Source organism: Pseudonocardia sp. ICBG1293 (genome assembly GCF_020131355.1).
GTDB lineage: Bacteria > Actinomycetota > Actinomycetes > Mycobacteriales > Pseudonocardiaceae > Pseudonocardia.
In genome coordinates this window covers 278,294-301,415 of the sequence record NZ_JAHLEL010000008.1, presented here as the reverse complement: position 1 = coordinate 301,415, position 23,122 = coordinate 278,294, and the positions used below count along the sequence as shown (strand labels likewise).

Sequence of the window (23,122 nt, the reverse complement as noted above, 5' to 3'; positions counted from 1 at the left end):
AGGCCGCGTGCCCACCCTGCCATCATGGCTGACCGAGCCGTTGTGGGACCAGTTCACCGCGCTGCTGCCTCATCGAGACGAGTTCGATCCCACCCATCCGCTGGGCTGCCATCGCCGCCGGATCGCGGATCGGATCGTGTTCGACAAGCTCCTGCAGGTACTGCGGTTCGGCTGCTCGTATGAGGGCATCGCTGACAGCACCTGCTCGGCGACCACCATCCGCGATCGTCGTGACGAGTGGATCAGGCTCGGGGTCTTCGCCCAGCTGCGTCGGATCGTCCTGGACGCCTACGACCGCATCGTCGGTCTGCTGCTGCACGACATCGCCGTCGATGGCGCCATCACCAAGGCCCCCGGCGGCGGCGAGGTCGCCGGTCCGTCGCCGGTGGACCGGCGCAAACAGGGTATGAAACGTTCGGTGCTCGTCGAGGGATACGGCATCCCGCTGGGCCGAGTCCTGGCCGGAGCCAACCGGCACGACTCCCCGCTACTGGGCCCCACCCTCGACCGCCTCGATGCTCTCGGCCCGCTGCCCGACGACATCACCGTGCACCTCGACGCCGGCTATGACTCCGGCAAGACCCGCGACACGCTGGCCGAACGAGGCCTGCACGGCGAGATCGCGCACAAGGGTGAGAAAGCGCCGATCCAGGCCACCCGCCGCTGGCACGTCGAGCGGACCAACGCTTGGCACAACAGCTTCAACCGGCTGCAGCGCTGCTACGAACGACGAGAAATCGTCGTCGACGCGTTCTTCGACCTCGCCGACACGATCGTCACACTCCGTAGCTTGATTCGGCAGGCCTGGACCACACACCGCTGGAACGCCCGACCTGCACGACGTCCATGATCACCAACCAATCCGCGCGACCTCTTAGAGGTCATTTCAGAACGAGGTCGACGTGTCTGTTGTAGACGACAAGCGGCTATCTGACCTGCCGTTTGATCTGTCGTCGAGGGGTCAATGGAAACTCGACAAGTCGTTCTGAAACGACCTCTAAGAGCGTCCGGCAGTAGAGGTGGCCGTGTGTCGGTGTTGGTAGAGACACGGACCTGCAAGTGATCATGGGATTGCTGATGTCCTGATGGTCGCCTGGAGAGTCCGTGCCTCTATTGCCAGAATCGCTGATCGACCCCCTCTGGGTCGAGTTCGCTGCCCTGATCGAGGCAGAGCGGCGCCCGGAGTTCGACCCGGCCCATCCGTGGGGATGTCACCGCCGCCGTATCCCCGACCGCCTGGTGTTCGAGCACGTGCTCGCGGCGTTGGTGCACGGCAGCGGCTACGAACGCATTGCCACCCCCGGCTGCTCGGACCGCACGATCCGCCGCCGTCTCGCCCAGTGGGCCGCCGCCGGCGTCGGGGAGCAGGTCCTTCGGGCCGCGCTGGCCGGCTATGACTAGATGATCGGTCTCGACCTCGACGATCTGTCTGCCGACGGAGCGATCACCAAGGCTCCCTGCGGTGGCGAGGTCGCCGGCTGTAACCCGGTCGACCGGGGCAAACAGGGCACCAAACGCTCCGTGGTCTGCGACGGTGCGGGGATCCCGCTGCACCTGATCAGCGCCCGCGCCAATGACCACGACTCGCCGTTGCTGAAACCGACCCTGATCGGGATCTACGACATGATCGGGCCGCTGCCCGAGCGACCGTGCCTGCACCTGGACCGGGGCTATGACTCAGGCAAGACCCGCGATCTGCTCGAACGACTCGGGTTCGACGCACAGATCGCCACCAAGGGCCGGCCCGCCCCGATCCAGGTCGGTAAGCGGTGGCCGGTCGAGCGCACCCATTCCTGGATGAACGGCTACGGCAAGCTGCGCCGGTTCACCGATCGCCGGAAGATCATCGTCGAGTTCTACCTCGACCTCGCCGCCGCGCTCACCGTGATCCGCCGGCTGATCAACCGTGCCCGCAGCCGCTACCGCTGGACAACCCGACCCACGACCCGTCGACTCCGATAACCATCAATCGCCGGGCGCTCTAAGAGGTCATTTCAGAACGAGGTCGACGTGTCTGTTGTAGACGACAAGCGGCTATCTGACCTGCCGTTTGATCTGTCGTCGAGGGGTCAATGGAAACTCGACAAGTCGTTCTGAAACGACCTCTAAGCCTAGTGCCCGTGCCCCGCCTCACAGCCGCGACCGGGAATGGACTGTACCGTCTGGACGGTATAAGAGGTCGTTTCAGAACGACTTGTCGAGTTTCCATTGACCCCTCGACGACAGATCAAACGGCAGGTCAGATAGCCGCTTGTCGTCTACAACAGACACGTCGACCTCGTTCTGAAATGACCTCTAAAGATGTACCGTCCGGACGGTAAAGCTGCGTGCGGACGACGAACGACGAGGACGAGGGAGAACGGCGATGTCACGGCCGGAGACCGGCGCAGGGGATGCGGCGACGGACAGGGGTGGAGCGGGTGTGTCGGCGCGGCCCGGCCCGCGTGCCTGGCTCGCGCTCGCGGTGCTCGCCATCCCCACGCTGCTGGTGTCGATCGACAACACGGTCCTCGGCGTCGCGCTGCCCGAGCTCTCCGCCGCGCTCCGCCCGGACGCGGCCACCCTGCTGTGGGTCGTCGACATCTACCCGCTGGTGCTGGCCGGGCTGCTGGTCACGATGGGGACCCTCGGCGACCGGATCGGCCGGCGCAGGCTGCTGATGGTCGGCGTCGCCGGCTTCGGTGCGGTCTCGCTGCTGGCCGCGTTCGCCACCTCGGCCGCCCAGCTGGTCGCCGCGCGTGCCCTGCTCGGGGTGTTCGGGGCGATGCTGATGCCCTCCACGCTCGCGCTGCTGCGGTCGGTGTTCGTGGACCGGACCCACCGCAGGCTCGCGCTGGCGATCTGGGCGACCGGGTTCGCCGCGGGCGCGGCGCTCGGCCCGATCGTCGGGGGACTGCTGCTCGAGCACTTCTGGTGGGGCTCGATCTTCGTGATGAGCGTGCCGCCGATGGCGCTGCTGCTCGTCGTCGCGCCGCTGGTGGTGCCGGAGTCGCGCGAGACCGAGCCGGGCAGGCTCGACCTGGTCGGCGTGCTGCTGTCGCTGCTGACGATGGGACCGCTGGTCCTGGCCCTCAAGCTGGCCGGTTCCGCGGGCGGGGTGACCCCCGCGGTCGCCGGGGCGGTGCTGGTGGGCGCGGGGTCCGGGGCGGCGTTCCTCGCCCACTACCGGCGGCGCGGCCTGGACCCGCTGATCGACCTGGAGCTGTTCGCCCGCCCCGTGCTGCGGCACAGCGCGCTGGCCAACGCCACCACCATGTTCGGTCTCACCGGGCTGCTGTTCTTCTCCGCCCAGTACCTGCAGCTGGTCGTCGGGTACTCGCCGTTGCAGGCGGGCCTGCTCCTGTTGCCGGGCTTCGTGGTGACGGTCGTGGCCGGGCTCGCCGCCGCGCGGCTGGCCCGCCGGTTCGCGCTGCACCAGCTCGTCGCCACCGGGCTCGCGCTCGTCCTGACCGGGTACGTGGTCTGCCTGTTCCTGCAGGTGGACTCCGCGGTCGTGCTGCTGATGTCGGCCGCGGTGCTGATCGGCGCGGGGATCGGGCTGTCCGAGACCGTCACCAACGACGCGATCCTGGCCGCCGCTCCCCCGGAGAGGGCCGGCGCCGCCGCCGCGGTCTCCGAGACCGCCTACGAGGTCGGTGCGGTGCTGGGCACCGCGCTGGTCGGCGGGGTGCTATCGGCGGTGTACCGGGCCGGCGTCGTGCTCCCCGACGGCACGGCGCCCTCGGCCGGGGAGACCCTCGGCGGGGCCGCGGACGTCGCCACGACGATGCCCGCCGACACCGCCGCGGCCCTGCTGGTCTCGGCGCGGGAGGCGTTCGTGCACGGGGTGGACGTCGCGTCCGGGGTGGCGGCGGTCGTCGTCGCGGTGGTGCTGGTGACGGCCGGCGCCGGTCTGCGCCGCGCGCACCGGGACGTGCTGGCGGCCGGTGCGTCCGCGGTCGACGCGGACGTGGAGCCCGCCGTCTCCCGCCGCTGACTGTTCGTCGCACGGTGTGAGCAGCGAGTGACCACCCGTGACGGTCACGGGTGACCGTCCGGCCGCCCGGACGGGTGGTTCCGGCGACGCGCGGCCCCGTCGGACGCTCGTTCGGCGGATCCGGTGTGCCCCGGCTGGTTCACTACGGCTCGTCCGCGGCGACCGGTTCCGGTCGCCGGTGCCGACTCCACGCGGGAGACAGCCGTGCCGTACGAGGTGGTCAGCGCCTACACCCTGGTGCTCGGGGAGCACCCCGGTGACTCCGTGGACCCCGACGCCGTCGATGCCGGCCCCGGCGGGCCGGACGCCGTCCCGGCCCGCCCGGAGGTCTCGGTGCACACCACCGCCGAGGACGCCTGGCGCGCGCTCGACGCGGGCGTCCGGGAGCGCTGCGGGATGCGGCCCCGCCCGCGCCGGCGGATCGACCCGGACGCCGTCGTCCGGCTCGCGGACGCGTGGCGGGCCGGCGACCCCGGCACGCGCTACTGGCAGGTGACCGCCCACCGGCTGCCGATCATGGTTCCGGAGCTCGCCCGCGCCGCCGTCGCGGTCCGCTGACCCCTTCCGTTCCCGAGAATCCTAAGTCGGTTCCGAGAATGCGCTGAAACGGTCGGTTCCGGTCTGCGAGTGACGTTCCGCGACGCTTCTCCGAGAATGTGCGCGCCGATGTCGCGGATCGTCCGCGAATCGGTCACCCGGGACAGGTTGCGTTCGTGTGACATGGCTGTCATCTGGGCGGACATCGCCCTCGTCGGGCGGCGACTGGATCGATTTACATGATCGGTGCTGTGCCTGACCTCTCAACTCCACCCGTGGGTGGCGCACTATTTCGCAGGTAGCCTCGGAAACCACCTTTTCCCGTCTGGGCCCGTCACCGACTCCGGTCGCGGGCCCGTCGTAGTTCCCCCGGACGACGGGCCGGGGCCGGCGAGGAGAACAGGACGACATGACTGCAGCGACCGTTCCGGGCACCGACAAGGCACCGACCACCAACCAGGGCGTCGTGGCCTGGGTTCAGGAGATCGCCGAGCTGGCCACCCCGGACCGCGTCGTGTGGTGCGACGGGTCCGACGAGGAGTGGACGCGGCTGACCGACCAGCTGGTCGAGCAGGGCACCATCAAGCGACTCGACCCGGCGAAGAAGCCCAACTCGTTCTACGCGGCCTCGGACGCGGGCGACGTCGCCCGTGTCGAGGAGCGGACCTTCATCTGTACCGAGACCGAGCGCGGTGCCGGGCCGACCAACAACTGGGTCGCCCCGGCCGAGATGAAGCGCACGATGACCGAGCTGTACCGCGGCAGCATGAAGGGCCGGACCCTCTACGTGGTCCCGTTCTGCATGGGCCCGACCGACTCCGACGACCCGAAGCTGGGCGTCGAGATCACCGACTCCGAGTACGTGGTGATCTCGATGAAGATCATGACGCGGATGGGCGCGCACATCGTCCCGCTGCTCGACGAGGCCGGTGACCGCTGGGTCAAGGCGCTGCACTCGATCGGGGCGCCGCTGGCCGACGGCGAGGCCGATGTGCCGTGGCCGCACAACGAGAACAAGTACATCAGCCACTTCCCGGAGACCCGGGAGATCTGGAGCTACGGCTCGGGCTACGGCGGCAACGCGCTGCTGGGCAAGAAGTGCTACGCGCTGCGGATCGCCTCGGCGATGGCCCACGACGAGGGCTGGCTCGCCGAGCACATGCTGATCCTCAAGCTGATCTCCCCGGAGGAGAAGGCGTACTACGTCGCGGCCGCGTTCCCGAGTGCCTGCGGCAAGACCAACCTCGCGATGCTGCAGCCGACCGTCCCCGGCTGGCGCGCCGAGACCGTCGGCGACGACATCGCCTGGATGCGCTTCGGTGAGGACGGCCGGCTCTACGCCACCAACCCCGAGTTCGGCTTCTTCGGCGTCGCGCCCGGCACGAACTGGAAGACCAACCCGAACGCGATGCGCACCATCGAGGCCGGGATCGCGCTGTTCACCAACGTCGCGCTGACCGACGACGGCGACGTGTGGTGGGAGGACCTCGAGGGCGACCCGCAGCACTTGACGGACTGGAAGGGCAACGACTGGACGCCCGACTCGGGCGTCAAGGCCGCACACCCCAACTCCCGCTACACCGTGCCGATCGACCAGTGCCCGGTCGTCGCGCCGGAGTGGAACGACCCCAAGGGCGTGCCGATCTCGGCGATCCTGTTCGGCGGCCGTCGCAAGACCACCGTCCCGCTGGTCACCGAGGCCCGCAGCTGGCAGCACGGCACCTTCATGGGCGCGACCATGTCCTCGGAGAAGACCGCGGCCGCGGCCGGCACGGTCGGTGAGGTCCGCCGCGACCCGATGGCCATGCTGCCGTTCCTCGGCTACAACGTCGGCGACTACTTCGCCCACTGGGTCGCCACCGGCAAGGGCGCGGACGCGGACAAGCTGCCGAAGATCTTCTACGTCAACTGGTTCCGCCGCGGCGAGGACGGCCGCTTCCTGTGGCCGGGCTTCGGTGAGAACAGCCGCGTCCTCAAGTGGTGCATCGAGCGCCTGGAGGGCAAGGCGGCCGCCGTCGACACCCCCATCGGGTTCGTGCCCACCGCCGACCAGATCGACCTCGACGGCGTCGACGCCGAGCGCTCCGACGTCGAGGCCTCGCTGGCCGTCGACGTCGAGGAGTGGAAGGCCGAGATCCCGCTGATCGAGGAGTGGTTCGCCACGATCGGCGAGGACAACCTCCCGACCTCGATCCGCGACGAGTTCGAGGCACTGAAGCAGCGTCTCGGCGCCTGATCCCCCCGTCACCGGGCCCCCGCACCCCGTCGGTGCGGGGGCCCGGTGCCGTTCGTGGCCGGTGCCGGACGGTGACCGACCGACCGTGACGAACCGCGTGGGTGACACCATTACTTGCGCGACGTAACGTTCCGCCACGCACCGGTTCGCCGACGAGCCGGCGCACGGAACGGGGGCGACATGGTCACGACGGAGCGACCGGGGGAACCAGGGTCCGGGGGTACGGGCACGGCCCGCCGCGACCCGACGCGGATCGCGGTCTGGGTCGCGGTGGCGGTGGTGGGGGCGATCGCCTGGGCGGTCGTCGCGTTCAGTCGCGGTGAGGAGATCTCCGCCGCCTGGCTGGTGTTCGCCGCCGTCGCCTCCTACGCGATCGCCTACCGCTTCTACTCCCGGTTCATCGCCCACCGCGCACTGCGGGTGGACGACACCCGCGCCACCCCCGCCGAGCGCCTCGACGACGGGCAGGACTTCCAGCCCACCGACCGACGCGTGCTGTTCGGCCACCACTTCGCCGCCATCGCCGGCGCCGGCCCGCTGGTCGGCCCGGTGCTCGCGGCGCAGAAGGGCTACCTGCCCGGCACGATCTGGATCATCGTGGGCGTCGTGTTCGCGGGCGCGGTCCAGGACATGGTCACGCTGTTCTTCTCCACCCGCCGCAGCGGCCGCAGCCTCGGCCGGATGGCCCGCGAGGAGATCGGACCGGTCGGCGGGACGGCGGCCATCGTGGCCGTCCTCGCGATCATGGTGATCCTGCTGGCGGTGCTGGCACTGGTCGTCGTGCAGGCGCTGGCGGACTCGCCGTGGGGCACCTTCTCGCTCGCGATGACGATCCCGATCGCCCTGTTCATGGGCTTCTACCTGCGCTACCTGCGACCGGGGAAGATCATCGAGGTCTCGGTGATCGGCGTCGTGCTGATGCTGCTCGCGATCGTCGGCGGTGGCTGGGTGCAGGACTCCGCGCTCGGCGAGGTCTTCCACCTGACCGCGAACCAGCTGACCCTGGCGCTGGTCGTCTACGGGTTCGCGGCCTCGGTGCTGCCGGTCTGGATGCTGCTCGCGCCGCGGGACTACCTGTCGTCGTTCATGAAGGTCGGCGTCATCGTGCTGCTGGCGGCGGCGATCCTGCTGGCCTGGCCGTCGCTGCGGATGGACGCGCTGACCCGGTTCGCCTCCGACGGGCAGGGCCCGGTCGCCGCGGGCTCGCTGTTCCCGTTCGTGTTCATCACGATCGCCTGCGGTGCGCTGTCCGGGTTCCACGCGCTGGTCGCCTCGGGCACCACGCCCAAGCTGATCCAGAAGGAGTCCCAGATCCGGGTCATCGGCTACGGCGCGATGCTCACCGAGTCCTTCGTCGCGATCATGGCGCTGGCCGCGGCCTGCATCCTCGACCCCGGCCTGTACTTCGCGATGAACATGCCCGCGACGGTGCTCGGCCCGACGGTGGAGTCCGCGTCGGCGGCCGTGCAGCAGATCGGGTTCACCATCTCCCCCGCCGACCTCACCGCGGCCGCGCAGGCGGTCGAGGAGCAGACCCTCGTCGGGCGCTCCGGCGGCGCACCGACCCTGGCGGTCGGGTTGTCGACGGTGTTCTCCCAGGTCTTCGGCGGGGAGGCGCTGCGCGCCTTCTGGTACCACTTCGCGATCATGTTCGAGGCGCTGTTCATCCTCACGACGGTGGACGCCGGCACCCGCGTCGGGCGCTTCATCCTGCAGGACACCGTCGGCAACGTCTGGCCGCGCTTCCGCGACACGACCTGGAAGCCCGCGTCCTGGATCGCGAGCGCGGTGATCGTCGGCGCCTGGGGCTACCTGCTGTGGGCGGGGGTCAACGACCCGCTCGGCGGCATCTACCAGCTCTTCCCGCTGTTCGGCATCGCGAACCAGCTGCTCGCCGCCGTCGCGCTGGCCGTCTGCACGACCCTGCTCATCCGCACCGGCCGCGCGCGCTACGCCGCGATCACGCTCGTGCCGCTGGTGTTCGACGCCGTCGTCACGCTGACCGCGAGCTACCAGAAGATCTTCTCCGACAACCCGAAGCTCGGGTTCTGGGCCCAGCGCGACCAGTACCAGGCCGCACTCGACGCCGGGAGGACCAGCCTGGGCACCGCCACGACCGTCGAGGCGATGCAGAAGGTCGTGGTGAACACGACCGTCGACACCGTGCTCACCGCCCTGTTCGCGGTGCTCATCGTCATCGTGCTGGCCGACTCGGTCCGGGTGTGGGTCGCCGTGCTGCGCGGGCGTCCGCTGCCCGGCGGCTCCGAGGACCCGTACGTCGAGTCCCGGATCCAGGCGCCGGCCGGACTCGTCGCCACCCGCGAGGAGCGCGAGCTCGCGCGGTCCGGGGGCTCCGGATGAGCCGGGTCCGGGCGTTCTGGACGTTCCTGCGGGAGCTCGCCGGGGAGCGCGACTACGAGCGGTACCTGACCCATCGGGCGGCCCACCATCCCGGTGAACCGGTGCTGGGGGAGCGCGAGTTCTGGCGGGAGCGGACCGACCGTCAGGACCGTGTCCCGTCCGCTCGCTGTTGCTGACCGGGTATTTCACTCCGATGGGGCAGTGCCCGCAGGCGATCGGTGACCCACCGTGGACGCCGGAGGCTGCCGAAGGTGTCGTCGCCGCGCGGTGTCGACGAGATCGGCCCAGCGTGGCGGCCCAGCAGGTAGCCTTTCGCGGGGAACCGGGGACGTCCGGGTGGACGAACCCGCCCCCGCCGTGTGCCCCGAACGGGACCCGTCCCCGTCGCTCCTCGTCACGAGGGGCGTCAGGTCCCGACCGGGAGATCGCGGCGGAGGCGGAACACCGGGCCGTCCACGGCGATACACACCGTGAGCGTCGTTCCCGGGGCGACGACACGGGTACGGCGGAGGTGTGAGGCGAGATGCTGGACGTCCGGGTGTCCGAGGACACGGACATCGACGCGCTCGTCGCGTTCGTGGAGCGGTTGGCGTCGGCGGGCCGCGGCGGAGCGGCACCGCGGACGGCGGCCGCCCGGATCACCGGGGACGTGCGCGCCGGCCGGGTGCCCGCAGGTCTGCGGACCCTGTCGACCGCGCTGGGGGCCGCGGCCCGAGGAGGACCCCGCCCACCCGTCGACGTTGCTCGGCGTGGTGGCCGAGGAGCCGCTCGTCGTGCTCTCCGACACCAGCCCCGGCGAGCTCGCCAGGGCGCTGGCCGAGCTGACCGGCTACGGCATGCGCGTGCTGCTGACCGGGGCGTCCGCCGAGCGGGTCGCCGCGGTGCACGACGCGCTCCCGGTGAGCGTGGAGGGCCGGGTCGCCACGTCGTTCCCGGAGCTGCCGGTTGCTGAGCTGCAGCGGCTGCGCCGGCTGCTGGCCCGGGTCGGCGCCGACCGCGCCGCACGGCACGGACAGCGGCTCCCGGCCGCCGACGGCATGCCCGACCCGGCCGACGTCGCGGGCTGCTGCGAGCGGGCGGGCCGGGTCGTCGCCGGTGCCGAGACCGGTGAGGCCCGGATCGTCCCGGGGCTGTTGCGGGACCTCGACGCCGACCGGCGCGGCGCCGTCACCCAGGTCGCCCGCTGCGTGCTGCGGTCGCTGGGGGCGATCGCCGAGACCCCGGACGCCGAGCGGCTGCGCGAGGTCGTCGGCCGGCTGGTCCACCAGGGCCTGCGTGCGGAGTTCGAGGCGCTGCAGGGCCACGCGGCCCGCCAGCGTGACGACCGCGTCCGGTACGCCGCGGGCCCGGCGATCGAGCTCGTGGAGCCGCTGCCCGAGGGCGGTGCCGAGGTGGTCCAGCGCTACCTGGACTTCCTCGACTCCGGCGGCCGGACCCGGTCCTACTTCCGCCAGCAGGAGCAGAAGGACGCCGAGCCGCACCTGCGCCGGTTCCGTGTCGCCGGTGAGGCCCCGCAGAGCTACGACGACGTGGTCGCGATCGTCCAGCACCTCGACCTGGCCCGCCGCGACGACGAGATCGCGCGGCTGTGCGCGGTGCTGGGGCTGCCGATCCCGCGCGACCCCGCAGAGCTCCCCGCGCTCACCGACACGCTGGACCGGGTGGCGGCGACCGCGCGGTCGGTCGGTGCGCTCCGCCACGACGTGCTGTTCCTGCAGCAGGACTCGCCGGTCTCGGTGCCCGACCTGGCCGCCGCCGAGCGGGTCGCGCGCGCGATCGTCGACTACGACGAGCACGGTGACCCCGCGGAGGCCGCCGACGAGCTGGAGCGCCTGGCCGCCACCTGCGCCGACCGGGTACCCGCGCAGGAGCGCGCCCCGGAGCACGAGGCCGTCGTCGCGGCGCTGCGGGCGCACGACCCGCAGGCCTACTCCGACGCGCTCGACGAGCTCGACCGGGCCCGGCGCGAGGTCGCCGACCGCGACGAGCTCGACCGGCTGCTCGGCGAGCTCGCCCGGACCCATCCGCGGCTGGCCGAGACCTGGGCGGCGGACGCCGGCCGGGGCGTCCCCGGCTTCGGCGTGGTCGTCACCGAGCCCCTCGACGACGTGCTCGCGACCCTGCCCCCGGCGGACACCGCGGACCTGGTGGTGGTGCTGGGAGCCGGCGCGATGCAGGCCGACGGGCTGCTGCTGACCGCGGCGGCGCCGCGGATGCTCGCCGTCGTCGGGGACGAGCCGCGGGCCGCCTCGTCCGGGACGACCCTGCTCGAGGTGCTCAACCAGGCCTCGGCGCGGTTCCTGCGGGGCACCGGGGACCGCTCGGTCGCCGTGCGGCCGGAGCCGGTGGTCCCGGCGGTCCCGCCGCTGTCGTCGGTGCCCGCCGCCCGCACGGCCGCGGACACCCCGGAGACCGCGGTCACCGTCCCGGCGCAGGCCGGACCGGCGGGTGCCCAGGAGGCCGTCGACACGACGGTGCCCGCACCGCGTCCGGCCCCGCACGGGTCCGGCACGGCGCCGCGCGACGACGAACCGTCCCGTCCGTCGACGCCGTCGGCGATGGCCCCGGGCCCGCGCCCGGCCGTCGCGGGCGGCCGGGAGGACTGAGCGTCAGCTGCTCGCGCGGATCCCGTCGGCGACCTGCGCGAGCAGCACGAACGGGTCCGTGTCCGGTGGACCGGTCGGCTGCCAGCGCTGTCCGGAGCCGGGGTCGGCGACGCGGTACAGCGTCCAGCTGCCCGGCCCGGGGGCGTCGGCGCGCAGCTGTGCCAGCGCCGTCGACGACCATGCGGCGCCCAGCTCCGGGAACGCAGGCGGTCTGCGGTCGAGGATCGTGACGGTGCTGCCGGCCGTGGTGTAGGCGATCCGGCGCCGGTCGCTCTGGCCGTCGGGTACCTGCTCGGTGCACCAGGTCGCGAGCCGTGTGCGGACCTGCTCCGGGACTCCCATGGCGCGACATGGTCCCGGATCGGGGGTCGCAGGCGGAAGGGCGGCCTCCGTCGGAGGTCGTAGGCCGTGGTGCCGACCTGCGCCCGATGTGCCGCCGGCCCGTTCCGGCGAGGCTCGACGACATGATCACCACACGCCGGACCGGCAGTCCACCGCTGCGCGGCGCCACCGCCCTCACGCTGCTCGTCGTGCTCGTCACGGCCCTGGTCGGCGGGTGTGCCGCGCCGGCTCCGGCCCCGGACCCGGCCCCGCGGGCGACCGTCCCGGCCGCCCCGCTCACCGCCGCCGACGTCGACGCCTGGCTGGACGGGCTCGTCCCCGCCGCGCTCGACCGGTCCGGGATCGCCGGTGCCGCCGTGTCGGTCGTCCGCGACGGGCAGGTGCTCGCCACCCGCGGCTACGGCTCGGCCGGGCCGGGCACGCCGGTCGACCCCGAGCGGACCCTGTTCCGGGTCGGGTCGGTGTCGAAGGTGGCCACCGCGGTCGCCGTGCTGCAGCTCGCCGACCGCGGCCTGCTCGACCTCGACGCCGACGTCCGCGGCTACCTCGACATCGACCTGCCGCTGCCCCGCGGCCCGGTGACCCTGCGGAACCTGCTCAGCCACACCGCGGGCTTCGAGGAGCAGATCCGCGGCCTGATCGGCACCGAGCCGGACGGACCCGCGCTGCGCGAGTTCCTGGCCACCGACCCGCCCGAACAGGTCGCCGCCCCCGGCACCACGCCGGCGTACTCCAACTACGGCTACGGCCTGGCGGGCCACGTCGTCGAGCGGGTCACCGGCGAGCCGTTCGAGCGGTACGTGCAGCGTGAGGTCCTCGACCGCGCCGGGATGCGGACGGCGACCTTCGACCAGCCGCTCCCCGCCGACGCGGCGGGCGCGATGTCGGCCGGTTACGCGAACGTCGACACCGCGCCCGCGCCGTTCGAGATCGTGAACCCGGCCCCGGCCGGGTCGCTCAGCGCCTCGGCCTCCGACATGGGCCGGTTCGCCTCCGCCCTGCTCGGTGCGCCCGGTTCGACCCCGCTGCTCTCCCCCGCCGCGTGGGCACTGATGCAGCGCCCGGCGCTGGGCCCGGACACCCTCGGCGCGCTCGCCGAGGGTCCCCGGATGACACCGGGCCTGTTCGACGAGAGCCGCAACGGCCACCTCGTCCTCGGCCACGGGGGCGACACCCAGTGGTTCCACTCGCACCTGCAGCTGTACCCGGCCCAGCGGATCGGCGTGTTCGTCACCACCAACAGCAGCGGCCGCGGCGGTGCCGACACCCTGGACCTGCGACGCGCGGTGACCGAGGGTTTCACCGACCGGTACCTGCCCGGCGCGGCGGGCCCGGCGCCCGCGCCCGACGCCGGCACCCCGGCCCGGGCCGCCGCGATCGCCGGCACCTACGAGTCGGCGCGCCGCTCGGCGAGCACCTTCATGGGCGCGATGAACCTGACGGCGCAGATGCGGGTGGCCGACCGGCCGGACGGCACGCTGCTGGTCTCCCCCGCCCCGAACGACGTCCGCCCCGCCGCCTACGCCGAGGTCCGGCCCGGGCTGTGGCGCGAGGTCGGCGGGCAGCGCCTGCTGACCGTGCGCACCGACGCCGACGGCCGGGTCACCGGGCTGGGGCACGACGCGGCGTTCACCGAGCTTCCGGTGGGCCCGCTGCGGGACGCGGCCCTGCTCGGCACGGTGCTGGCCGGCTCGGTGGTGGTGCTGGTGGGCGGGCTCGTCGCCTGGCCTGCGGGGGCGCTGTGGCGTCGGCGCCACGGGGTCGTCGTCGGGGCCCGGCCGCGGACGGACCGGGTCCTGCACGGGCTCACCCGGGTCGCGGCCCTCGCCGCACTCGTCGCGCTCGCGGGGTGGGTGACCTCGGTGGTCGCGATCGCGTCGCTGGCCGACGTGCCGCTCCCGGTGCTGCGCGGGCTCCAGGTGCTGCAGTGGATCGGGCTGGCGGGTGTCCCGGTCGCGGCGGCCGGTGTGGTCACTGCGCTGCGCGCCCGGACGGACGGGTGGCAGGTGACGGGACGTGTCCTGCTGCTGGCCGGGCTGGCCGGCGTCGCGGTGGTGGCGGTCGTGGCGGGCCTGCTGCTGCCGAGCCTCACCTACTGAGCCCTACGATCACCCCACCCGAGGCCGGAGACCCCATGCACCCGCATCCCGAACCACCGCCCCGCACGGCCGTGGAACGGTTCGACGACCGTCTCACCGCGCTCGGCCTGGCCGGGCCGCGACGCCGCGACGCCGCCCTCGCGGTGCTCGTCGCCGCGGGGACGCTCGCGGTCCTCGCCCCGGTCGTGACGGCCCCGGGCCCGGCTGCGCAGCTGGGACTGGAGCCGGGGCCGACGGCGTGGGCGCTCGGCCTGGTGACCGTGCAGAACCTGCTGCTCGCGCTGCGCCGGACCGCGCCCGGGGTCTGCCTGGGGCTGACCGTCGCGCTGCAGCTGGCGATCGCCGTCGTCCTGCCGGTGGGGGCCGCGGTGCGCGGCCCGGCGACGGCGATCGCGGCCGGCACGTGCGGGTCACGCCTGCCGGCCCGGCGGGCGGGGGTCCTGGTCGGGGTCGCGGCGGTCGTGGACACCGCCGTCGTGCTCACCGGCACCGCGGTGCGGCCGTCCGGCTCCGGTGACGTGCCGCTCGGCGGGGTGGGCGAGGTCGTCGTGCAGGTGCTGTCGGCGGTCCTGGTCTACGGCGGCCCGCTGCTGCTGGGGGTGTACCTGCGGACCCGGCGTCGCTACGCCGAGCTCGACCGCCTGCACACCGCAGGTGTCGTCGCGGCCCACCGGGAACGGGCCGACGCCGCCGTCGCCCGGGAGCGGGCGCGGATGGCCCGCGAGCTGCACGACGTCGCCGCGCACCACCTGTCGGCGATGGTGGTGCAGGCCGCGGTGGTCGAACGGCTGGTGGAGCGGGACCCGGCCGAGGCGCGGCGGACGGCCTCGCGGCTGCGGGAGCAGGGCCGCCGCACCCTGCACGACCTGCGCCTGGTCGTCGGCGCGCTGCGGGAGCCCGGTGCGGGCGGGGCCGAGGGCGAGTCCCCGGTGCCGGGCCTCGCCGAGCTCGACGCGCTGGTGGAGCAGGCCCGGGAGCTGGGCGGGCCGGTGGAGCTGACCCGGCGCGGGGACCCGGGCGAGGCGTCCCCGGTCGCCGACGTCACCTGCCACCGGGTGGTGCAGGAGGCGCTGGCCAACGCCCGTGAGCACGCACCCGGTGCCCCGGTCCGGGTCACCGTGACCCACGGCGAGGGCCGGGTCGCGGTCGAGGTGGTGAACGGTCCCGCACGCGGCACCCCGCCGGTGCCCGGCGGCGTACCGGGTACCCGGGGGTTCGGGCTGGCCGGGATGCGCGAGCGGGCGCAGCTGGTCGGCGGCACGTTCGAGGCGGGCCGGACCGGCGACGACGGCTGGCGGGTCCGGCTGGTCGTCCCGCACGATCCCGGTCCGGAGACCGGAGGGGGACGCGCGTGATCCGGGTGGTGCTGGCCGACGACCAGGCCGTGGTCCGGGCCGGGTTCCGGATGTTCCTGGAGCTGGCGGGCGACGTGGAGGTCGTCGGCGAGGCGGCGAGCGGGCCGGAGGCCGTCGCGCTGGTGCGCGCGCACCGGCCCGACGTGGTCTGCATGGACGTCCGGATGCCCGGCGGCAACGGGCTCGTCGCGACCCGGGAGATCACCGGTCTCGACGACCCGGTCCCGGCCGTCCTCGTCGTCACCACCTTCGACCTCGACGACTACGTGTTCGGCGCGCTGGAGGCGGGCGCGAGCGGGTTCGTCCTGAAGGACACCCACCCCGACGACCTCGTCGACGCCGTCCGCCGCCTCGCCCGCGGCGACGGGCTGATCGACCAGACCGTCACCCGCCGGGTGATCGCCGAGTTCGCCCGTCGCCGCCCGGCCCCGGACGCCGCGCCCGGCGGCGGGGTCGCCCCGCTGACGCCGCGGGAGACCGAGATCGTCCGGATGCTGGCCCGCGGGCTGTCCAACGCCGAGATCGCCGACGAGCTGGTCGTCGAGACGTCCACGGTGAAGTCGCACCTGGGCCGGGCGATGGCGAAGATCGGCGCCCGGGACCGGCTGCAGACCGTGGTGTGGGTCTATCGGACGGGCGTCGCGGCACCGGATCACGACTAGCGTCCGGGGCATGGCACAGCAGGAGGTGAGCAGGTTCGGGCACGTCGACCCCGACGGACTCCCGCCGGACCTGGCGGAGCGGATCGGCGCGATCGCCGAGCGCTCCGGGTTCGTCCCGAACGTGTTCCGCGCCCTCGGGCGCCGCCCGCGCGAGCTGCGGGCGCTCCTCGACTACCACGACGCGCTGATGGACTCCGACGACGGACTGTCCAGGGCCGAGCGGGAGCTGGTCGTCGTCGCCACCTCGGGGGCCAACCACTGCACCTACTGCGTCGTCGCGCACGGCGCGATCCTGCGGATCCGCTACAAGGACCAGGAGATCGCCGACCGGGTCGCGACCAACCCCTACGCCGTCGAGCTGTCCGAGCGTGAGCGGGCGATCGTCGACCTGGCCCTGCTGGTCGCCCGGAACTCCGAGGCACTCACCGAGGCCGACCTCGACGACGCCCGCGCCGCGGGCCTGACCTCCGACGAGATCTGGGACGTCGGTGCGATCACCGCGCTGTTCGCGATGTCGAACCGGCTCGCCCACCTCACCGCCCTGCGCCCCAACCCGGAGTTCTTCCTGATGGGGCGCCTGCCCCGGAGCTGAGTGCCGCGGCCGGTGTTCCCGCAACGCCCCCCACCGGGTCCGGGAACGACGGCCCGGCTCCCGGGGGCGGGTCCAGACTGCTCCCCGGCGGGCCGCGGTGCGGGCGGTCGCCGGGAGGAGGACGGCGATGTCCCACGGGGTCCGGACCAGCGAGCAGCTCGGCCACCTGCGGCACTGGGACAACCTGTCCCGGCAGCTGCCCAACGACTGGTCGCTGATGCAGGGCAAGGGCGTGAGCCAGGACGACTTCGGCGGCCTCCGCTTCCAGCTCGCCTACATGGTCTACGGGCTCGCCCTCACCCACCGGCACCGGCTGCCGGCGGCACCGGGCCTGTTCGGCCCCACGATCCGCAGGCTGGTCGAGAAGCTGCTCCTGCCCGAGGTGTGGCTCTACTGGCGCGACGTGTCCCGCGGCGGCTCGGTCTTCAACGCCCACCTCTCCGACGGCTACACCGAGCAGTGGGACCCGGTCGCCCGGGACAACATCATGTACTCGGCGTACGTGCAGTCCTGCGCCGCGCTGCACGACCAGCTCCTCGGCTCGGACCACTTCGCCGCCCCCGGCTCGCTCACGTTCCGGCACTGGTCGTTCTTCTGGGGCGGGCCGGAGAAGCGGTTCGCCTACGACCGGGACTCCCTGACCGAGCACCTGTACTGGCTGATGGTGGAGAGCGGCTACCTCGGTGTGGCGTGCGAGCCGAACTGCGTGTTCCAGATCTGCAACCAGCCCGCGATCATCGGGTTCCGGCTGCACGACCAGATCACCGGTGGCACCCGCGCCGACGAGGTCGTGGCCGGCTACGAGCGGGCGTGGGCCGACTTCGGCCGGCTGGACGGCTCCGGCCACTACGCCATGATGATCTCCCAGGACACCGGCGAGGTGCGCCCCAACGAACGGCCGTCCCCCTGGGTCGACGCCTGGTGCGGCGCGCTGATGAACACCTGGAACGGCGACTTCGTGCGCCGGCACTACGCGCGTCAGGTCGCCGACTTCCTCACCCCCGGTCCCGACGGGACGCTCTCGGTGCCCTCCGCGCCCGCCCGGCAGGTCATGGGACAGACCGTCGTGTCCGACACCTGCGACTTCGGCTGGGTCGCGGCCTGGGCCTCGGAGATGGGCGACCGGGAGACCCTCGACGGACTGCTCGCCCACGCGGACCGGTTCATGGCCCCGGCCCGGCGCGACGGTGGCCTGTACTACCCGCGCGACGACACCCCCTGCGACGCCGACGGCCGGCGCACCGAGGTGGAGCCGATGACCGGCAACGTCCTGCTCGGCTACGCGCGGCTGAACGTCGAGGACGGCCTGCGGGACCTCTACCGCGACCCCTGGCCGCCCGGGCACCACGACGCGCCCCGGCTCGCCGCGGTGGACCGCGACGTGGAGGTCGCCCGCGCCGAGGTCGTCGACGGCGTGCTGCACGCCCGCCTGCGCCGCGACCGGACCGTCCCGGGCGGGGGCACCGTGACCCTGGCCGGTCTCCCGTCCGGAGCCCGCCTGCGGCTGGGCGGCGCCGAGCTCACCCCGCGCACCCCGTCGGTGGTGGACGTGCCGGACGGTCCCGCGCTCGACCTGGTGGCCGCGCCGTGACCGTGACCGGGCCGCCGATCCGCGCCACCTACTCCCTGGTGGACCACCACGGCGTCGGCGTCACCGAGGCGAGCTACCGCGGGCGCTGGCAGCTGGTCCGGTTCGGGTTCACCGCGTGCCGGGTGGTCTGCCCCCGCGCACTGAGCCTGCTCGACGACGTGCTCGACCGGCTGGGCGGGACGGCCGCCGCCGTGGTCCCGCTCTACATCACGGTCGATCCCGGGCGGGACACCCCGGACCGGCTGCGGAGCCACCTCGGGTCCACCCACCCCCGGTTCACCGGGCTCACCGGCACCGCGGAGCAGACCGCCGACGCGGCCGCGGCGTTCCGGGTCTTCACCCGCCGCCGCGACACCCCGACGGGCTACGACGTCGCGCACACGGCGATGACCTACCTGCTCGACCCCGCCGCGACCCCGGTCCGGTTCTGGCCGGACACCCGGGACGCCGCCGGGATCGCCGCCGATCTCACCACGGTGCTCACCGCCGCGGGGACCCCTCACCCGGGCGGCCCCACGCTCCCGGGGTGACCCCGTACCGGCGCCGGAACGCCCGGGTGAAGGTCGTCGTGTCGGCGAACCCGCACCGGGCGGCGACGGCGGCGACCGTCGGGCGGTGCTCCCCGTCGAGCAGCCGGGCGGCCCGCCGCAGCCGCTCCTCGCGCAGGAACGTGGCGGGTGGCGGGCGGCCCGCGTCGGCGAACACCCGGGTGACGTGGCGGCCGGAGACCCCGAAGCGCCGCGCGACGGTGTCGACGGAGATATCGGGGTCGGTGAGGTGGTCCAGGACGAACCGTTGCATCGTCGCGGCGAGGGCGACCGGGCCGGTCGGGAGCGTCTCGGTGCCGCCGAGCGAGCCGAGCAGGGCGCCGAGCATCTCCAGCACCGCGGACGACATCCGGGCGGCCGGGACGGGGTCGAGGTCGCCGGCGGTCCGCCCGAGCGGGCCGAGGGTCGCGGCCAGCACACGCAGCGCCGGCGTCGCGGCCGGGATGGTCCGCGCCAGCCCGGCGGCCACGGCCGCTCCGCCGAGCTCCGCGCACTCCCCGGTCACCTGCACCGTCACGCAGGACGTGGACTCCTCGCAGACCAGGGACAGCCGGTCACGGCTGCGGTACAGCACGGCCTCCCCGGCGACGGCCCTGGCGACCCGCCCCGCCTGGGTCACCCGTAGCGCGCCGCTGCGCTGGATCGACAGGAAGAGCGTGTCCGGTGCGTCGTCCGTCGACCCGGACCGGGTCATCCGGCACGGGGCGGCGGCGATCCGGGACACCCCCACCCGGCCGTCGACGGGGCACCCGGTGATCTCGCCGTGGAACCCGGACGGCCCGGTGACCGGCGGCCGGACCCGGAGCGGGACGAAACCGGTGTCCGCGATCGCGCTCCACTCGTCGAACGAGGAGGCCACCGCGGTGAACATCCCCGGATGCTAACCCCGGGCGCGGCCCGCGCCCGACCGTTCAGAGCACCTTCGACAGGAACGCGCGGGTGCGGTCCTCCTGCGGGTCGGACAGCACCGCCCGCGGGTCCCCGGACTCGACGATGCGGCCGTCGTCCATGAAGACCAGGCTGTCGCCGACCTCCTGGGCGAAGCCCATCTCGTGGGTCACGACGACCATCGTCATGCCCTCGCGGGCCAGCTCGCGCATCACGTCGAGGACCTCGCCGACCAGCTCGGGGTCCAGCGCCGAGGTGGGCTCGTCGAACAGCATCAGCTTGGGCCGCATGGCCAGCGCCCTGGCGATCGCGACCCGCTGCTGCTGCCCGCCGGACAGCTGCGCGGGGTAGGCGTCGGCGCGGTCGCCGAGCCCGACCCGGGTGAGCAGCTCGACCGCCCGCTCGCGCGCGGCCGCCCGGGACTCGCGGCGTACGACGACCGGCGCCTCCATCACGTTCTCCGCCGCGGTGCGGTGCGGGAACAGGTTGAAGCGCTGGAACACCATGCCGACCTCGCGGCGCTGCCGGCCGAGCGCGGAGTCGCGGAGCCGGTAGAGCTTCCCGTTCTCCTCGCGCAGCCCCATCAGCTCACCGTCGACCCACAGCCGTCCGGTGTCGATGGTCTCCAGGTGGTTGATGCAGCGCAGCAGGGTCGACTTGCCCGAGCCGGACGGCCCGATCACGCAGCACACCTGCCCCGGCTCGACGACGAGGTCCACGCCGCGCAGCACCTCGACGTCGCCGAAGCTCTTGCCGACGGACTCGGCCCGCACCATCGGGGTCACGAGGTCTTCCCTCCGGTCCGGAACGAGAACAGTCGCACCAGCGGGGTCGCCTCGGTGACCGCCCCGGCCACACCGCGGCCGTAGCGGCGTTCGACGACGCGCTGCCCGGCGGTGAGCAGCGAGGTCAGCAGCAGGTACCAGGCCGCGGCCACGATGAGCAGCGGGATGGTCTGGAAGTTCGTCGAGTAGATCCGCTGCACCGAGGTGAGCAGGTCGGTGTAGCCGATCACGACGACCAGCGACGTCGTCTTCAACATGCCGATCGTCTCGTTGCCGGTCGGCGGGATGATCACCCGCATCGCCTGCGGGAGGACGACCCGGCGCAGGGTCTGCGCGCGGGTCATGCCGAGCGCCCCGGCGGCCTCGCTCTGGCCCTGGTCGACGGACTGGATCCCGCCGCGCACGATCTCGGCCATGTAGGCGGCCTCGTTCAGCCCGAGGCCCAGCAGGCACGCCAGGAACGGCGTGATCAGCGAGTTCGTGTCGAACACGACGAACTCCGGGCCGAACGGGATGCCCAGCGACAGGTTCGGGTAGAGCGAGGACAGGAAGCTCCAGAACAGCAGCTGCGCGATCAGCGGGGTGCCGCGGAACAGCCACAGGTAGACCCCGGACACCCCGGACAGCACCGGGTTCGGCGACAGCCGCATCACCGCCAGCCCGATCCCGCCGACGATGCCGATCAGCATCGACAGCACGGTCAGCACCAGGGTGTTCGCGAGCCCGTTCAGCACCGGGGCCGCGAACAGGTACTGCGCGACCACCGGCCAGCCGAAGTTCTCGTTGGTCAGCAGCGAGTTGACCAGCATCGCGCCCAGGACCACGAGCACCGCGATCGCGACCCACCGTCCGGGGTGCCGGACCCCGATCGCGTCGCGGGGCTCGGGGCGGGCGCCGGTGGTCGCCGGCTCAGCCACCGTTCACCGAGGACGTGGGGATCGCGCCGTTGCCGACGTTCCACTTGTCGAGGATCTGCCGGTAGGTGCCGTCGTCGATCAGCGACTGGACCGCGCCCTGCACGGCCTGCGCGTACTGCCCGTCGTTCTTCTTGATCGCGATGCCGTACGGCGCGGTGTCGTAGGGCTCGCCGACGACCTCGACCGCACCGTCGGTGGTGGTCTGCGCGTAGGCGGCGACCGGGGAGTCGGCGAGCATCGCGACGATCCGGTTCGAGTTCAGCGCGAGCGTCACGTCGGTCTGCGCCTGCAGCTCGGTGATCTGGACGGCCGGCTTGCCCTCGTCGGTGCACTTCGTGCTGCGGGCCTGCACGTCCTCGACCTGCACGGTGCCCTGCTGGACGCCGATCGCCTTGCCGCAGAGGTCGTTCGGGTCGATCCCGTCCGGGTTCCCCTTACGGGTCGCGAGGCTGGTGCCCGCGGAGAAGTAGCCGACCATGTCGAGGACCTGGGTGCGCTCGGAGTTGATGGTGAACGACGAGATGCCCGCCTCGTAGCGACCGCCGGTGATGCCCGGGATGATCCCGGAGAACTGGCTCTGCTCGAACCTCGCGGTCAGCCCCAGCTTCTGGGCGACGGCGTTGCCGAGGTCCACCTCCATGCCGATGATCGTCGTGCCGTCGGGCGCGGTGAACTCGTTCGGCGGGTAGGTCGGGTCGGTGCCGACGACCCACGTGCCGTCCTGCTTGACCTCGTCGGGGACCAGGGCGGCGAGCCGGTCGTCCTTGGCGACGGCCGGGATCGGTGCGTCGGTGCCGGTGGCCCCGGCGGAGCCACCTCCCCCGCTGCCGTCGCCGCCGGCACCACAGCCGGTCAGGACCAGTGCGGTCAGTGCGGACAGTGCGATCCCGGTCAGGGAGCGGACACTGCGGGTCCTCGCGGTCGTCATGCGGTTGCCTTCCAGGTGAGGCGGGGTCGAACGGCGGGGATCCTGCCACCTGTCGGCGGGTCCGCGCCGCCCGCACGGCCGATCCGTTACGTGCTCGTCCCACGACGGTGGAACGCCGCGCCGGTCCGTGCCCGTTCGCCTACTGTTGGTGCGACGACCCAGCGCCGCGGTCCGACGCGGTGCCGCATTCGTCACGGAGGTCCTCGACGATGTCGCTGTTCCGCAGACTCACCGTCCTGGCCGGAGCGGTCGAGGCCGCCCGCCGCTACGCCCGGTCCAACCCGGACAAGGCGGGCAAGGCCCTCGACTCCGCCGCCCAGTTCGTCGACAAGCAGACCAAGGGCAGGTACACCAACCAGATCGCCGGTGCCGCCCGCAAGGCGAAGGACGCCGCGGGCATCCCGCAGCCCGGCTACGGCTACGGCGCGCCGGGCACCACCCCGCCCGCCCCGGGCCGCCCGGCCGCGGGGAACCCGCCGTACCCGGCGGGTGGTGCGGACGCGCCGACGCAGCGCACCCCGCAGCAGCCCCCGGCGTTCCCGCCGCCGGACCCGCAGCGTCCGCACGGCGCCTGAGTGCCGCCCACGACGGTCCCGGCCGGGTGCCGGGACCGTCGTATGTGGACGTCCGATGGTCCGTCGTCCACCCGTCGACCTGCGCGGCACCGGTTCTCCTCGGGGCCGGTGGCGTGCCAGGATC

At 73.2% G+C, this 23,122-nt stretch carries 19 protein-coding genes and 1 pseudogene; 15 read left to right on the top strand and 5 right to left on the bottom strand.

Annotated elements, in window-relative coordinates:
• The first annotated feature begins 7 nt into the window (after positions 1-7).
• The 8 genes and pseudogenes from KPF47_RS06285 to KPF47_RS06250 all read left to right on the top strand — a co-directional run bounded on the left by KPF47_RS06285 (position 8) and on the right by KPF47_RS06250 (position 11,716).
• Positions 8-850: an IS5 family transposase gene (locus KPF47_RS06285; protein ID WP_224386276.1), complete on the top strand. Its 843-nt coding sequence runs from the start codon at positions 8-10 to the stop codon at positions 848-850.
• A 254-nt stretch (positions 851-1,104) separates the two neighbouring features.
• A pseudogene (locus KPF47_RS06280) lies at positions 1,105-1,962 on the top strand (IS5 family transposase).
• Between the two features lie 460 nt (positions 1,963-2,422).
• Positions 2,423-3,976 (top strand): MFS transporter, encoded by a 1,554-nt coding sequence (locus KPF47_RS06275; RefSeq protein WP_224387573.1) that lies wholly within the window; start codon positions 2,423-2,425, stop codon positions 3,974-3,976.
• Positions 3,977-4,180: 204 nt separating this feature from the next.
• Positions 4,181-4,534, top strand: coding sequence for a hypothetical protein (locus KPF47_RS06270; RefSeq protein ID WP_224387572.1), 354 nt, complete (start codon positions 4,181-4,183; stop codon positions 4,532-4,534).
• 388 nt (positions 4,535-4,922) lie between these two features.
• Positions 4,923-6,749, top strand: a complete 1,827-nt coding sequence (locus tag KPF47_RS06265; protein WP_224387571.1) for a phosphoenolpyruvate carboxykinase (GTP) — start codon at positions 4,923-4,925, stop codon at positions 6,747-6,749.
• A gap of 180 nt (positions 6,750-6,929) precedes the next feature.
• Positions 6,930-9,110 (top strand): carbon starvation CstA family protein, encoded by a 2,181-nt coding sequence (locus KPF47_RS06260; protein ID WP_224387570.1) that lies wholly within the window; start codon positions 6,930-6,932, stop codon positions 9,108-9,110.
• Entirely contained in the window at positions 9,107-9,286 is a 180-nt protein-coding gene (locus KPF47_RS06255; RefSeq protein WP_224387569.1) for a YbdD/YjiX family protein, read from the top strand. The genes KPF47_RS06260 and KPF47_RS06255 overlap by 4 nt, the downstream gene beginning before the upstream one ends.
• A 576-nt stretch (positions 9,287-9,862) precedes the next feature.
• Positions 9,863-11,716, top strand: a complete 1,854-nt coding sequence (locus KPF47_RS06250) for a hypothetical protein (RefSeq protein WP_224387568.1) — start codon at positions 9,863-9,865, stop codon at positions 11,714-11,716.
• Between the two features lie 3 nt (positions 11,717-11,719).
• On the opposite strand, the gene KPF47_RS06245 is transcribed toward KPF47_RS06250, so the two are convergent.
• The gene (locus tag KPF47_RS06245) at positions 11,720-12,058 is read right to left on the bottom strand and encodes a hypothetical protein (RefSeq protein WP_224387567.1); all 339 of its coding nucleotides are present in this window, start codon (positions 12,056-12,058) and stop codon (positions 11,720-11,722) included.
• Positions 12,059-12,180: 122 nt separating this feature from the next.
• On the opposite strand from KPF47_RS06245, the gene KPF47_RS06240 reads away from it, so the two are divergent.
• The 6 genes from KPF47_RS06240 (at position 12,181) to KPF47_RS06215 (ending at position 18,887) form a co-directional block, all read left to right on the top strand.
• The gene (locus tag KPF47_RS06240) at positions 12,181-14,157 is read left to right on the top strand and encodes a serine hydrolase (protein ID WP_224387566.1); all 1,977 of its coding nucleotides are present in this window, start codon (positions 12,181-12,183) and stop codon (positions 14,155-14,157) included.
• Between the two features lie 35 nt (positions 14,158-14,192).
• Complete coding sequence (locus tag KPF47_RS06235; protein ID WP_224387565.1) at positions 14,193-15,512, top strand: sensor histidine kinase; 1,320 nt, start codon at positions 14,193-14,195, stop codon at positions 15,510-15,512.
• The gene (locus KPF47_RS06230; RefSeq protein ID WP_224387564.1) at positions 15,509-16,174 is read left to right on the top strand and encodes a response regulator transcription factor; all 666 of its coding nucleotides are present in this window, start codon (positions 15,509-15,511) and stop codon (positions 16,172-16,174) included. The genes KPF47_RS06235 and KPF47_RS06230 overlap by 4 nt, the downstream gene beginning before the upstream one ends.
• A gap of 10 nt (positions 16,175-16,184) precedes the next feature.
• Positions 16,185-16,766 carry a peroxidase-related enzyme gene (locus KPF47_RS06225; protein WP_224387563.1) on the top strand — a complete coding sequence of 194 codons (582 nt, stop codon included), beginning with the start codon at positions 16,185-16,187 and terminating at the stop codon, positions 16,764-16,766.
• A 127-nt stretch (positions 16,767-16,893) separates the two neighbouring features.
• A complete protein-coding gene (locus tag KPF47_RS06220; RefSeq protein ID WP_224387562.1) occupies positions 16,894-18,357 on the top strand; it encodes a hypothetical protein in 1,464 nt (487 codons plus the stop codon).
• Positions 18,354-18,887, top strand: coding sequence for an SCO family protein (locus KPF47_RS06215; RefSeq protein WP_224387561.1), 534 nt, complete (start codon positions 18,354-18,356; stop codon positions 18,885-18,887). Before KPF47_RS06220 ends, KPF47_RS06215 begins: the two co-directional genes overlap by 4 nt.
• Here KPF47_RS06215 and KPF47_RS06210 read toward each other — a convergent pair.
• From KPF47_RS06210 to KPF47_RS06195, 4 genes are read right to left on the bottom strand one after another with little or no spacing between them, the layout of a single operon-like run.
• Positions 18,838-19,776 carry a helix-turn-helix domain-containing protein gene (locus tag KPF47_RS06210; protein WP_224387560.1) on the bottom strand — a complete coding sequence of 313 codons (939 nt, stop codon included), beginning with the start codon at positions 19,774-19,776 and terminating at the stop codon, positions 18,838-18,840. The genes KPF47_RS06215 and KPF47_RS06210 overlap by 50 nt on opposite strands.
• A gap of 40 nt (positions 19,777-19,816) precedes the next feature.
• On the bottom strand, positions 19,817-20,578 hold the full coding sequence (locus KPF47_RS06205) for an amino acid ABC transporter ATP-binding protein (protein ID WP_308015335.1): 762 nt from the start codon (positions 20,576-20,578) through the stop codon (positions 19,817-19,819).
• Positions 20,575-21,495, bottom strand: coding sequence for an amino acid ABC transporter permease (locus KPF47_RS06200; protein ID WP_224387559.1), 921 nt, complete (start codon positions 21,493-21,495; stop codon positions 20,575-20,577). The genes KPF47_RS06205 and KPF47_RS06200 overlap by 4 nt, the downstream gene beginning before the upstream one ends.
• The gene (locus tag KPF47_RS06195) at positions 21,488-22,423 is read right to left on the bottom strand and encodes an ABC transporter substrate-binding protein (protein WP_224387558.1); all 936 of its coding nucleotides are present in this window, start codon (positions 22,421-22,423) and stop codon (positions 21,488-21,490) included. Before KPF47_RS06195 ends, KPF47_RS06200 begins: the two co-directional genes overlap by 8 nt.
• A gap of 209 nt (positions 22,424-22,632) precedes the next feature.
• On the opposite strand from KPF47_RS06195, the gene KPF47_RS39910 reads away from it, so the two are divergent.
• Positions 22,633-22,998, top strand: a complete 366-nt coding sequence (locus tag KPF47_RS39910; protein ID WP_308015334.1) for an antitoxin — start codon at positions 22,633-22,635, stop codon at positions 22,996-22,998.
• Positions 22,999-23,122 lie beyond the last annotated feature (124 nt).